Here is an 11,792-nt window from a genome sequence, read left to right on the forward strand (position 1 = left end):
CGGTCCTTGAGTTCCTCACTGTACTTGCGTGGTGCTGCCATGCTCTCCATCCTTCACAGGTTCGAGAGCCTCCGACAGACCCGGGGCGGTTCAACTGTAGCCAGGACGGAAGGAAGAGAGCTGCACATTCGAGGGAGCTCGCCGCCCTCCCCTCCAATCCTGTGAGAACAGTGCTGCCGGTGACCGTTATGGTTCAGCCGCTGTGTACGAGCCTGATGCTGCAGCGCCGCGACTGGTGGGCGGGCAATCCGCTCGGCCTGACCCTCGCGGTCAAGCCGGTCCTTGCGGTGTTGTTTTCCTGTCGCTACTGAACCGGCAGTGGAAGGCCGAGCGTTTGCAGTTCCAGCCCTGTTGACCGTCGCAGCCTGACCGCTGGCGGTGGATCGCCGAACGTGGTCGCGTACCTCGCAGAGTTGGCGGCGCGCAGAACGGAGACGCGTGCGGCGTCAGTCTGACCGCGTGAAGTTGGCGAAGAAGTCATCGATTGTTGATACGTCGGCATAACGTCGAAAGTGAGCAACGTCGACCTTGACGAAAACACCGCTAGAGGTGAAGTACGTTTGCTCATCGAACGATCCGGCGGCCGCGATGTGCAGTAGGCGATCCGACTCGTGGTCAATCCAGGCAGTGAGACGTATGGGAGTGTGCAGCGGGACCGGCCGGCGGTATTCGACGGTCAGGGTGCGGGTCACCGCGGGGGTCCGCGCGATCCACAGGGTGAAACCCATGATGTCGTCGCAGGCGGCCGAGATCGCGCCACCGTGCGCCAACCCGGGCGCGCCGAGGTGTTTCTCGTCGAAGGTGTGATCGGCGTACACCCGCTCGCCGCTCCGGTAGACCTCAAGTTGAAGTCCGTGGGGGTTGCTGCTTCCGCAGCCCATGCACTGGGACGAGTGTGCCGGCAGTCTTGCTTCGGGGGTCATCTCTGATCGTTGTCCTTAACTCAGCCCGCCACCTACGCAACAGGGTGCGGGGGGATCGATGAGGTGTGGGAACCGGTCCCGAACACGGTCTGTGCTCACCACTATAGGTAATACTGCCAGTACCTGATACTGTCCATTACGCACACGCGAATGGAGTGGCGCACACCACGCGCACTAGGGGGGGGAGATGGCCATCACCACCGGCACAGGCGTCAACCGTCTGCTAGACGGCGCTGCCACTTTTGGTAACACCGTCGGCTTGGCTGGTCAGGCCCTGCGGTGGGTAGCAGTAGACATTGCTACAGGACGATTTCCGTTTCGCGAAGCCGTATCGCAGACCTGGTTCGTCATCGTCGTGACAACTCTGCCGGCGATTCTCGTAGCTGTGCCATTCGGTGTCATCGTGTCAGTACAGGTGGGTAGCCTCACTCAGCAAGTTGGGGCCACGTCAATAGCTGGCGCCGCTGGTGGCCTCGGGATTATTCAACAGGGAGCGCCCATCGTTACCGCCCTCCTACTCGGGGGCGCGGCCGGATCAGCGATTGCCTCTGATTTGGGTGCTCGAACGATTCGCGAAGAAATTGCTGCCATGGAGACACTCGGACTCAATCCGATCAGGCGAGTCGTAGCGCCCCGGTTCGTATCTGTGTTGATCACCGCGCCGCTGCTCTGCATGCTAATCGTCTTCACCGGGCTGCTGGCGGGCTACGCCATCAGCGTCGACGTCCAAGGCATCACACCAGGCAGCTACGTCGCCTCGTTCGCTTCGTTCGCATCGATAACAGACATCGTTGTCGCTCTATGCAAATCGCTTGTGTTCGGACTTGTAGTGGTGACGATTGCTTGTCACCGCGGCCTGTCGACGAAAGGCGGCCCTAAAGGCGTCGCAACCTCAGTAAATGCCACCGTAGTACTGGGCGTCGTCGCATGCTTCGTGATCAATGTCTTTATCACGCAATTAACAACCATGTTCGTCCCCCAAACTATTGGATGAGAAACGCCTCGTGACCACCGTTCCCTCCCGGAGGTTCTCCGCCGCCACCCGCCCTGTCGAAGCCGTGATCGCGCCAGTTGTACACGTACCTGAACGCTTGGGGCACGTCGCGACCTTTGTGATCGCCGCGGTCCTCGGCATCCGCCATGTGATCACCACCTACCGACGCCAAACCCTGCTCTACATACAAGAATTCGCCTGGGGTAGAGGTGCAGTCTTGGTCGGTGGTGGAACGGCCATCGTCCTCGCCATCCTCGGCATCGCCGTCGGCGCCTCAATCGGTATCCAGGGTTACGCCTCTCTGGACCTCGTAGGGATGGGTTCACTGACGGGGTTCATCTCTTCCTATGCCAACACCCGAGAGCTTGCGCCAATGATCGCGGCGATCGGGTTCGCAGCACAAGCCGGCTGCCGGTTGACAGCTGAGATCGGCTCGATGCGCATTTCCGAGGAGATCGACGCTCTCGAGGCTATGGCGGTACGTCCTATTCCATTCGTCGTCAGCACTCGCGTAGTTGCGTCGATCACGACCGTGATTCCTTTGTACATCGTCGCGCTTATTCTCGGATTCGGGGCCGCCAAACTCGTCGTCACACAAGTTCACGGCCAATCCGGCGGCACTTACGATTTCTATTTCGACCAGTTCCTCAAACCTCAGGATCTTGCCTTCTCGCTTATCAAAGTTCTTGTATTTGTCATTTCTGTAGTGATTATCCATAGCTATCAGGGCTACTTCGCCACAGGCGGAGCTGAGGGGGTGGGTCGAGCGTCCGGTCGAGCGATCCGCACGAGCCTCATAGTCATCGTCGTGGAGGACATGATCTTGACCCTTCTGATGTGGGGATTCGATTCCGGCGTACGGATTTCAGGGTAGGGGGTTCAGTGGCTGTCTTTCATGATCCGTCCGGACGCGAGCCGTCGCACGGGAACCTGGCCCTTCGGGGGGTCGCCCTATTGATCCTCGGCGCGATAGCTGCCTACTTACTGATAAGTGACGCTAACGGCGACTTCAGCGATCACACGTCGTTGACCATCAACACCGACGCGATAGGCGACGGATTGAAGGGGGGATCGGATGTGAAGTACCTTGGGTTCACCGTGGGGGAGGTCTCGAGCATCGCGGTTCGAGACCGTGGCGCGGCGGTCAAAATCAACCTCACCGGTTCCGGTAACGACCTAGTTCTCCGGCAGGGCATGACGGTGAACTACACCTCGTCAAACGCATTGGGACCAACTGCACTGGAGATCGTAGATCCTGGACAAGGACCACCCATCGGTTCCGGCGGGAGTGTCTACGTGAGCAGGTTGCAATCTGAACAGACCTCGGTGTCAACGCTTGTTCGCAAGATCTCCACGCTGGTCGAGGCACTGGACCAGCCCTCATTTGAAGCGGTAGTGAGGTTCATCGTTGAGGACTCGCAGGCAATGGCTGATAGCGGAAGACTCGTTCTCCAGATTGCGCAACTCACGCGAGATGTCCAGAAACGGCCGGTCGGGGAGGACCTAGGAATTGCGGCTAACCTGTCCACCGGAGTCGCCGACTTCATGACGCCGTTTGTCCCTGGCGTCTTGAAGAACGTCGATATCGCTGACTTTTTCGCCACCCAACAAAACATCGACCGCACGAAGAGTAATCTCGGCGACACGGGAAAGGTTCTTTTCGGTGGGCTCGGCGGCCTGCTCGATAAGAATTACCCAGCCCTGAGTTCGCTGTTAGACGTCGGCCTTGACCTAGCGCGGCCCGTCGCCAGATCCGCCTCGGGGCTAGTTCGCACGGTGTACACGATCCCGCAGATCCTCGATGGCATCGACAAAGCCTTGCCGAAATTCAACGAACGGGTCCAGCTCCAGCTAGCACTGGTGGTCCAGACGTCGCCTGCCCTACAAGGCGCATTGAGAATGGGGGGTGCCACGCGATGACTCTGAGGTCTCTAACACCCACAATCATTAAAATCGTCGCGTTCATCGCTCTCATCGGAGTCCTTTCATATGTCATCATCGCGATTCTGCAGCCGACCAACGAAGGATCACCCAGTTCGCAGCGTTCCGCGGTGTTTGCCGACGCTTCCGGACTCAAGCCCCGCGACGGGGTACGACTCGCTGGAGTGAAAGTGGGATATGTAACGGCTGTCGATCTCGAGGGCTCAACAGCGATCGTCCGTTTCCAACTGGATGACGGTGTCGCGATTACCCCCGCGACGACTGCCGCTGTGCGTTACCAAAATCTGCTGGGGCAGCGGTATGTGGAACTCATCAATGCCGGACAAGGCGCCGACCAGGACTCGATCACACAGGTGGCACTCGAGAAGACCGTCCCGTCCTTCGACGTATCGACACTATTCAACAGTTTCAAACCAGTATTCGATACATTGAATACTGCGGAAATCAACGAGCTTCAGTCGAACCTTCTACGGGTTGCCCAGGGAGACGGTCGAGGTATCGCACCAGTCATGAAGCAAGTCGCGAACATCACTGATTACGGGAACCAGCGTTCAGAGATCATCACCAATATTGTGACGAGCCTGGGGCAGGTGTCCGACCAGTTGATGGGGCGCTCCGCTGAACTGGTTGAGTTGATAGACAAATTGGGGTCAATCGTCGATGCGTTCAGCCGCGTGAGCGATCGACTGCGGGCCTCGCTGCGAGAGGTCAACCGTTCGATGGCAAAGACTGTACTCGCCGGTGAGCAGATCGAGTCGACCTACGACACCAGCTTCGCGGCTATCTTTCAGAGATTAGTGCGGGAGCCAGGGGATACAGAAGGCCTACTGAATGGTGCCGTTCTCCTGAAGCCGCTCCTGGACGCCCTGGCCGCAACATCCAACGCGACTCCCCCGCCCTCGGCGGCAGGGTGTGCCCGAGGGGTGCTCGACCTACCGAGAACAGTGCAGATCGCCCTGATGGGTCAACGACTGGTGGTGTGCCAGTGACCCGTTTCTTCGGCAAGCGTCCGCATCACCGCCCGCAGCGTCGGCGGGACCTCATCCTGGCGGGGGTCGTAACGATGGTCACGGTGGCCGGTCTCGTCGCCGCCGGAGCTGTGTATATCTCGCCGCCCGGACAAACTATCTACAGCGCGGAGTTAGTCAATACCGGCGGATTGGAAGCTGGCGACCAGGTACGTATCGCCGGGATCAGGAAAGGCAAGGTAGCGTCGGTCGACCTGACCGGAACGTTCATCACCGTGCGGTTCCGGCTGGATGACTCGATTGCCGTTCGGTCGGACGCGACGGCGAACGTCCGTCTCCTCACCCCTATCGGTGGACGTGTATTGGACCTCGACCCAGGTTCAGGCCCGTCGGCCATTGACGGCGCGATCCCACTGGTGCAGACAGGCAGCACCTATGATATTTCCAGCACCCTGGAGACATCTACACCGGTGTTCCGTGACGTGCGTGGTGTTGATCTACGGCGCACGGCGGCGTTGCTACAGGATGCCTTTTCCGACGGAAACACCAATATCCCTGATGCCCTGCAAAACGCGAGCAGCCTGATGGACTTGCTGGAGCGTCAGTACGCACAACTCGACAAGACGGTGGCTTTGTCCGACGAGTATGTCGCTGCCCTCGCAAACCGCAAGCAGGTACTCGTGGACTTCCTACGCCAGCTCAGCTTCCTTGCCCGCACCCTTGGACCAGACATCGCCAACGTCCAGAGCGGGTTCGATTATCTACGTCGTCTTTTCAAGTTGCTGACCCGGCCGCTTGTCGCGTACCGCGACGGTATAGAACCATCGGTACAGCAGTTTAAGATCCTTCTAAACAAGGTGTCGGCCCAGATGCCCGCCTACCAAGACGCGCTGGCCCAGGTCGATCAGATCACCAGAAGACTGAGCATTCTCCTCAATGCTCCGCAGGTCGGACCTGCGAGTCCTGAACCGACCGTCCGCGTCTGTATCCCGATTGGTGATAACAAATGTTGACGGAGCGGATGCGTCGGCATCTGATCCCGATCGCCACCATTGTCACACTGGCAGTAGTGATCGGCGGCGTCGGAATCGACTATGCGACAGCCGACGACGACACGCGATCACTATGTGCGGAGTTTTCTGACGCATCAGGTCTGTACGAAGGCAATTCCGTCGCGATGCTCGGCAAGAAGGTGGGCAGCGTCGTAGGCATCCACGAGGAGGGACAGAAAGGTGTGCGTGTCGACATGCGGATCGACAAGACCGTGCCACTTCCCGCAGATGTGGGGGCGACCCTGGTGTCCACCTCGATTGTCACCGAACGACAAATCGAGTTCACCCAGCCCTATCGTGGCGGAGAATATTACAAGTCGGCTGAGTGCATCCCACTGACAAATACCAGGACCCCACTGGGGATTAGTCAGACACTCGACGCGATTAGCACTCTTTCAGACGAACTCGTCAAAGACGACGGACGTAACACGGATGCGATTCTTCAAGCACTTACGCTCGTCTCCAAGAACATGGACGGGACTCAGGGTGATATTTCCGGCATTCTCGAGGATTCGGCCGCGCTGATCAACGATCCGGCCAGGCGTGACGGTCAGATACGCAGGATTGTAGCCAACCTCGCCACCTTAACCGGTGTTGCCACCGAGAACAGTACTGAGGTGACCCAGCTATTCGACAACTTCGTCGGCGCGATTGAGGTGATTGTTGCTTTCGGTCAAACATTCGGCGCCGCGACAGAGTACGCAGGCACCTTCGTCCCTATCCTGTCGCGACTATCGTCTGACTTCGGGCCACCTATTTTCTCACTTGGTGATGCTGCGGTTCCTCTCCTATCGCAAGCGGGCAAGCAAGAGAACATACTGGCGGCCGTCGCCGCTCGAACAGCTGACCTCATCGTTGAGCATCCGGATGCGAAGTCGATCCTGCGGGCATTCGCAATGTCTGTACCGCTGCAGACTGTCAAAATCGCGTGCGCTCCTCCTTCCGTCAAGGACGTTTGCGCGACGGGTAACGAAGCGGCGGCGATCGCTAACCTGATCGGAGGGCAATCTCGATGATGATCTACCGCTACCTCCGCCGTGTTACGGCCGCGATCGTGACGCTGTTCGCAGCGACTATCGCCCTTGCCGCCTGCAGCATCAGTGCCGACAACCCGCCGACCATCGGGGGATCACACGCCCGAGACGGCTACGACATCGAGATCGAGTTCACGAGTGCTCTGAACTTGCCTGCCCGTGCCAAAGTCCTCTCTCGAGGGATTGACGTCGGTACCGTCACCAGCGTCGCGTACGACGGAGGCCATGCGCTGGTTGCCGCCCGAATTAATGGAGACGCTCAATTGCCGGAAGATTCGCGCGCAGAGCTCCGCCAAGACACTCTCCTGGGCGAGATTTACGTGGCCATCCTTCCCCCTGCACAGCAGTCCACCCAAGCCTTGCTGCACGCGGGATCGGTAATACCACTCACACGCACCGAACCGGCTGCCAACGTCGAGGACGTGATGCGGGGTATGGCTAACGTATTGGGCGGGGGCGAACTCGATAAAATCCATACCGCGATATCGACGCTGAACTCGACCTTTCCGAGTGATCCTGCCCAGTTCGATGCGCTCTACCGCACGACCTTGCGCACCGTGTCTGAGGTGTCTGCCAACACCGACAAACTCGACGTAATCCTGCAGTCGGCCGATCGCACACTTAAAGTGATCCTGGCCGACCCGTCAGGTACAGACCGAATGTTGACCAAGGGGGGAGTGAACTTTTATGGCCTGGGCTACTCGCTAATTGATGTAGCGCTACTCATCGCTAATCTGCGCGACTTCGCGGTATCTGCAGGCCGTATCGTCGACCCTGAGTATTCCCGCATCAAGGAAACGGTGGGCGCGATCGCGCCAGTGGTCGCGTCCATCGCGTACTCAGACATCTACTCCAAAGATGTTTCCGACAAGGCGGCTCGTGTAATCCGCGAGAAGCTCATCCCATTCGTCAGCTCGCCAGATATCAACGTCTCTGATGTGTCGATCGATGGCCGAGATCTGGCGCGGCGTGATGCCGAGTCGTTCATAACCGTATTGCGAGCGATCGGAATGATGCCATGATCCGCAGCACCCTCATATCGCTGGTTGCCCTTGTCCTTGTTCTCCTCGTCGGAGCAACATACTTGATCATCGACGTGGCACGGATAAACCCGTTCCGCTCCGACTACGCGATCTCGGCCATACTCGAGAGCTCGGGTGGCCTGCTCGACACATCACCGGTAATGCTAGAGGGGGTGCCGGTGGGCAAGGTGACATCAATTCGCGTCACAGGTAATCAGCTCGCCGTCGACATGTCCATCGACTCCGGCTATAAAATTCCTCGCGATAGTGTCATGACGATCCAGAACCTCTCGGTCGCGGGAGAACAATACATCAACTTCATCCCACCGGGCGCAACCACCAGTGAGTACTTGCGTAGTGGGGACCTAGTGCCCGCCAGCGCCATCCACGTGTCCCAATCCGTTCCCCAGGTACTCCCGAAAATGTCGGCAGTGGCCGACGCGCTCGATCCAGCATCGATTCAGTCCATCAACGAGACGATCTCGGCGGCAGTCGATGGCCGGCAAAAGGACCTCGACACGATCGGAGACATGATGCACCGCCTCGTGGACTTCGTCGGTGACGACGGTGCCGTCCGTACCACTGCGGACAATGCCGAGTTCCTCCTGGGCCTTATGTCGAACGTGGGCGGTGTGCTCAGTACCGCGTCGGTCCGGACCCCGGATGCCGTCGACGGTTTGGCGAGAATCCAACGTGCGTTCATCGTTTTCACTTCTACGTCCTACGACAAATGGCCGCCGATCCTGAAGCTAGTGGAAAAGCTCAGCGGCTACATCCAGATACTTCAGCCCGACATAGTCGCCATTACCCGCGCTGTGAAGCCGGCGACGGCGAAAGTCGCAGACACTTATATCGACTTCGGATCGATCGGTGATCTTCTGGCTAGAACATTCCCAGCGTCACATCGGGGGCAGGCGCAGATTCCGATCGCCGTCACGCCATCACCTCGCTGACGCCCGATGTATAGTTCCCACTCCAGCATTCACAGAAGGCAGCAAATGACGGCACAAGACAACGGACCAGAATCCGACGACAGCGGCACTGAGGATGAGCTGTCTGCGGCTTCCGACAATGCAGATCGCAGCGACGCCACTGGTGCCACAGAATCTGTGACGTCCCAAGACGTTCCCGCCTCGGACGAGGCAAGCCCCCCGACGTCCGAGGCCAGGCACCGATGGAGATCAGCACGCCTCCAGGCGGTGGCCGTCCGCGCTCTCGTGGTGGTACTCGCGGTGCTGGCCGGGCTCTTTGCTTACCTCTACATCGACATGCGGGAAGCAAAGACGTCCGTGGAGAACGCTGCCACAGAACGAGCGCAAGCAGCGCAGGCAGCATCGGACTACACCACAAAGTCGCTCACCTACAGCTACCAAAACACCGGCGCTTTTTTTACCGAAGTGAAGAAGAACGCCAGCGATGCCTTAGTCAAGCGATACGACGATGTCAAACCCACCTTGACCCAAATCATGGAACAGGCCAAGGTCCAAGCGTCGGGCCGCGTACTGGCGACCAGTGTCACCGGGGGCGCCAGCGAAAGCCGGGGGGAATACACGGTGCTCGTCTTCGCCACCCAGAAGACCCAGAATGTTCAGAACCCCCAGCCGAGCGAACTCCCCACACTGTTGAAAGTAGTCGTACTGAAGACCGACAACGGCTGGCAGATCCAGGATTACGGACCTGCTGAATAGTCCAGCGTCCGCCGCGAAAGGAGAGCTTAATGAAAAGCACCATGCAGGAGGTGCCGATGACAGTGTCATCGATACTGCGCCACGTCGCAACCAATCATACTGCCAGACAGGTGATTACCTATTCCGCGAACGGTTCTACCCGGTATGCGACCTACGGCGATCTTGAAGAGCGATGCGCACGTCTGGCGAACGCTCTGCGTGGGGCTGGCGTGGTCGGCGACGACCGCGTGGCAACGATGCTGTGGAACAACCAGGAACACCTCGAGGCGTACGCTGCGGTACCCGCGATGGGCGCGGTGCTGCATACGTTGAACATCCGTTTATCACCGGCTCAACTGCAGTTCATCGCGAACCACGCCGAAGATAAAGTCATCATCGTGGACGGGTCGCTGGTGCCATTGTTGGCGGCGGTCCTACCAGGCTTGGCGACGGTTCGGGTTGTGTTGGTTACCGGCGACGGTGACACCTCCCCGCTCGACGGCCACGGCGTGACCGTGATGCGATACCATGACGCGCTCGCAGCAGAATCACCAATGTTCTCTTGGACTGATCCCGACGAGCGGTCGGCTGCGGGTATGTGTTACACGAGCGGCACCACAGGCGATCCCAAGGGGGTCGTCTACAGTCATCGCTCAGTGTTTGTGCACTCCATGGCAGCTTGTACCGGTAACGCTCTGGCGATCGCAGAAGCCGATCGTGTACTTCCCGTCGTGCCGATGTTTCATGCTAGCGCCTGGGGTCTGCCCTACGCGTCGCTGATGGCGGGTGCGGACTTGCTGATGCCTGATCGATACCTTCAAGCAGCGCCACTCGCTGACATGATCCAACAACATCGCCCCACGAAGGCAGGAGCAGTACCGACAATCTGGAACGATCTTCTCCAGTACGGTACCGCGCATCCGGGTGTCGACTTGTCATCGATCGACCTTGTCGCCTGTGGTGGAGCGCCCGTCCCGCAGTCGTTGATCGAGGGGTTTGCGGACCGCTTCGGCGTACAGATTATTCAGGCTTGGGGCATGACTGAGACGTCGCCGCTTGCGGCGGTAAGTCGGCCTCCCGCCGGGATCAGCCCCACAAAGGAAATGTCTTACCGCAAGCGGCAGGGACGGGCAATTTGCGGGGTGGAGATGCGCCTCATTGACGAGGGCGGCCTGCCGGTTCCCCGTGACGACAAGTCCGTCGGCGAACTCGAAGTGCGGGGTCCGTGGGTTACAGGCAGCTACTACCGGCTCGAGGACGCCGAGAGGTTTCGGGGTGGCTGGTTGCGGACGGGCGACGTGGGACACATCAGCCCGGACGGGTACCTGACGCTGACCGACAGGTCCAAGGACGTCATCAAGTCAGGGGGCGAATGGATCTCGTCAGTGGAGCTCGAGAACTGGATCATGTCGCACCCGGATGTCGCCGAGGCCGCGGTTGTCGCGATGCCCGACCCCCGTTGGCAGGAAACAGCTCTCGCTGTGGTGGTTCCGGTACCGGGTCGAGAGGTGTCGGCTGACACGCTTCACGAGTGGTGCCTAAGAAATTGCCCGGAGGAGATCCCGCACTGGTGGATCCCGAAGAACTGGACGTTCGTGGAGCAGGTACCGCGTACGAGCGTGGGCAAGTTCGATAAGAAGGTGTTACGCGCGAAGCATGAGCAGGGCGAGCTGCCGGTTGTATCGAATTAGCGCCGCTATAGGGCGCAAGTGTGCCCACCGAACGTCGTCAGCGTTCGGTGGGCACACTTCTATAGAAGCAATGCATTTGCCGATGGGGACTGCTGCACGGATAGGTGACAGTTTGGGTGTCATGCCGCGGCAGCGGCGGTGTTGATCATTGCTTCGAACTCGACAGGCGTCAACCGACCGAGGCGGGCTTGCCGGCGCCGGCGGCGGTAGGTCCGTTCGATCCAGGTGACGATCGCGATCCGAAGCTGCTCGCGGGTGTCCCAGCGTTGGCGGTCGAGCACGTTGCGTTGCAGGAGTGCGAAGAAACTCTCCATCGCTGCGTTGTCCCCGCACGCTCCGACTTTGCCCATCGACCCCGTGAGTCCATGAGTGTTCAAGGCGTGTACGAATTTTCGCGATCGGAATTGGGCGCGTTCAATCGGTCGATGCAACACTGGGTTGTTGTAGCGAGTGTAGTTGTTCGCCAAAGACTTCGGCGGGAGTTTTCCATCCAAGGACTT

12 protein-coding genes and 1 pseudogene are annotated in these 11,792 nt (G+C 59.2%); 11 read left to right on the forward strand and 2 right to left on the reverse strand.

What is annotated here, in order from left to right:
* Positions 1 to 179: 179 nt before the first annotated feature.
* Positions 180 to 311 carry a hypothetical protein gene (locus tag ACFUEJ_RS23730; protein ID WP_257881396.1) on the forward strand — a complete coding sequence of 44 codons (132 nt, stop codon included), beginning with the start codon at positions 180 to 182 and terminating at the stop codon, positions 309 to 311.
* Between the two features lie 135 nt (positions 312 to 446).
* On the opposite strand, the gene ACFUEJ_RS23735 is transcribed toward ACFUEJ_RS23730, so the two are convergent.
* The gene (locus ACFUEJ_RS23735; protein ID WP_004023289.1) at positions 447 to 923 is read right to left on the reverse strand and encodes a PaaI family thioesterase; all 477 of its coding nucleotides are present in this window, start codon (positions 921 to 923) and stop codon (positions 447 to 449) included.
* Positions 924 to 1,182: 259 nt separating this feature from the next.
* Between ACFUEJ_RS23735 and ACFUEJ_RS23740 the strand changes: the two genes are divergently transcribed.
* Genes ACFUEJ_RS23740 through ACFUEJ_RS23785 form a run of 10 tightly spaced genes read left to right on the forward strand, consistent with a single transcriptional unit; the run spans position 1,183 to position 11,292 of the window.
* Positions 1,183 to 1,917 carry an ABC transporter permease gene (locus ACFUEJ_RS23740; protein WP_033206584.1) on the forward strand — a complete coding sequence of 245 codons (735 nt, stop codon included), beginning with the start codon at positions 1,183 to 1,185 and terminating at the stop codon, positions 1,915 to 1,917.
* Positions 1,918 to 1,927: 10 nt separating this feature from the next.
* A complete protein-coding gene (locus tag ACFUEJ_RS23745; RefSeq protein WP_014928961.1) occupies positions 1,928 to 2,791 on the forward strand; it encodes an ABC transporter permease in 864 nt (287 codons plus the stop codon).
* Positions 2,792 to 2,799: 8 nt separating this feature from the next.
* Complete coding sequence (locus ACFUEJ_RS23750; RefSeq protein ID WP_004023292.1) at positions 2,800 to 3,837, forward strand: MlaD family protein; 1,038 nt, start codon at positions 2,800 to 2,802, stop codon at positions 3,835 to 3,837.
* Entirely contained in the window at positions 3,834 to 4,847 is a 1,014-nt protein-coding gene (locus ACFUEJ_RS23755; RefSeq protein WP_004023293.1) for an MlaD family protein, read from the forward strand. Before ACFUEJ_RS23750 ends, ACFUEJ_RS23755 begins: the two co-directional genes overlap by 4 nt.
* Positions 4,844 to 5,839, forward strand: a complete 996-nt coding sequence (locus ACFUEJ_RS23760) for an MlaD family protein (protein ID WP_004023294.1) — start codon at positions 4,844 to 4,846, stop codon at positions 5,837 to 5,839. The genes ACFUEJ_RS23755 and ACFUEJ_RS23760 overlap by 4 nt, the downstream gene beginning before the upstream one ends.
* Positions 5,833 to 6,894: an MlaD family protein gene (locus ACFUEJ_RS23765; protein ID WP_388032316.1), complete on the forward strand. Its 1,062-nt coding sequence runs from the start codon at positions 5,833 to 5,835 to the stop codon at positions 6,892 to 6,894. Before ACFUEJ_RS23760 ends, ACFUEJ_RS23765 begins: the two co-directional genes overlap by 7 nt.
* A complete protein-coding gene (locus tag ACFUEJ_RS23770; protein ID WP_388032318.1) occupies positions 6,891 to 7,934 on the forward strand; it encodes an MlaD family protein in 1,044 nt (347 codons plus the stop codon). The genes ACFUEJ_RS23765 and ACFUEJ_RS23770 overlap by 4 nt, the downstream gene beginning before the upstream one ends.
* Positions 7,931 to 8,887, forward strand: a complete 957-nt coding sequence (locus ACFUEJ_RS23775) for an MlaD family protein (protein ID WP_388032320.1) — start codon at positions 7,931 to 7,933, stop codon at positions 8,885 to 8,887. The genes ACFUEJ_RS23770 and ACFUEJ_RS23775 overlap by 4 nt, the downstream gene beginning before the upstream one ends.
* Positions 8,888 to 8,932: 45 nt before the next feature.
* Complete coding sequence (locus ACFUEJ_RS23780; protein ID WP_388032322.1) at positions 8,933 to 9,622, forward strand: hypothetical protein; 690 nt, start codon at positions 8,933 to 8,935, stop codon at positions 9,620 to 9,622.
* 29 nt (positions 9,623 to 9,651) lie between these two features.
* Positions 9,652 to 11,292, forward strand: a complete 1,641-nt coding sequence (locus ACFUEJ_RS23785) for a fatty acid--CoA ligase (protein WP_388032324.1) — start codon at positions 9,652 to 9,654, stop codon at positions 11,290 to 11,292.
* Positions 11,293 to 11,411: 119 nt separating this feature from the next.
* On the opposite strand, the pseudogene ACFUEJ_RS23790 reads toward ACFUEJ_RS23785, so the two are convergent.
* Positions 11,412 to 11,702 (reverse strand): annotated as a pseudogene (locus ACFUEJ_RS23790) (IS3 family transposase); the annotation flags it as partial.
* Positions 11,703 to 11,792 lie beyond the last annotated feature (90 nt).

Source organism: Gordonia sp. NPDC057258 (assembly GCF_042668985.1).
Classification (GTDB): Bacteria; Actinomycetota; Actinomycetes; order Mycobacteriales; family Mycobacteriaceae; genus Gordonia; species Gordonia hongkongensis.

Coding starts and splice junctions, on each gene's coding strand:
- ACFUEJ_RS23735 (WP_004023289.1), bottom strand. CDS start 923: ATGACCCCCGAAGCAAGACTGCCGGCACACTCGTCCCAGTGCATGGGC.
- ACFUEJ_RS23755 (WP_004023293.1), top strand. CDS start 3,834: ATGACTCTGAGGTCTCTAACACCCACAATCATTAAAATCGTCGCGTTC.
- ACFUEJ_RS23765 (WP_388032316.1), top strand. CDS start 5,833: ATGTTGACGGAGCGGATGCGTCGGCATCTGATCCCGATCGCCACCATT.
- ACFUEJ_RS23770 (WP_388032318.1), top strand. CDS start 6,891: ATGATGATCTACCGCTACCTCCGCCGTGTTACGGCCGCGATCGTGACG.
- ACFUEJ_RS23775 (WP_388032320.1), top strand. CDS start 7,931: ATGATCCGCAGCACCCTCATATCGCTGGTTGCCCTTGTCCTTGTTCTC.
- ACFUEJ_RS23780 (WP_388032322.1), top strand. CDS start 8,933: ATGACGGCACAAGACAACGGACCAGAATCCGACGACAGCGGCACTGAG.
- ACFUEJ_RS23785 (WP_388032324.1), top strand. CDS start 9,652: ATGAAAAGCACCATGCAGGAGGTGCCGATGACAGTGTCATCGATACTG.